The 533-nt window shown below is 47.3% G+C and carries 1 protein-coding gene; it reads left to right on the forward strand.

Going from position 1 to position 533, the window contains the following annotated elements:
* The coding region (locus RFK25_RS11540) for an accessory Sec-dependent serine-rich glycoprotein adhesin (RefSeq protein WP_332413551.1) at positions 1–533 on the forward strand (533 nt) is incomplete at both ends.

Genomic DNA, 533 nt, shown 5'->3' on the forward strand with positions numbered 1-533 from the left:
TTACCGAAGTATCTCGAAAAAGTCGTGTAAAAATGCATAAATCCGGTAAGCACTGGGTGAGGACAGTCATGTCGCAAATCGGTTTGATGCGTATTGGAGGCAAGTCTTCGGCAAGTTCAGCCGAGGTCAACCTTGCCACTGTAAAACGTTCAATGACAGCAAGCCAATTGTTACGCGGGTTAGCAGCAGCGGGAGCTGTTGTGGGGGGGAATGTCGCGGTTGAAACCGTTATGGCTTCTGAAGTTGTCGCGACATCAGAGACAAGTACATCAACCTTGGCAGAAGCAGATACTGTCGTGTTGACGACAGTTGTCGATTCAGACTCAATTTCAGTAAGCTCCTCGGAATCAGCATCGATTTCCGAATCAGCGAGTCAATCTGAGTCAACTTCAGCATCGGAATCGACATCGATTTCGGAGTCTGAATCGCTCAGTTCATCAGAGTCCGTATCGAACTCAGAAAGTCAATCGGCTTCAGAGTCGCTCTCTGTTTCAGAATCGCTCTCTGTTTCAGAATCAACTTCTGTATCACAT

This window comes from Streptococcus sp. SS-4456, from assembly GCF_036680365.1.
Taxonomy (GTDB): Bacteria; Bacillota; Bacilli; order Lactobacillales; family Streptococcaceae; genus Streptococcus.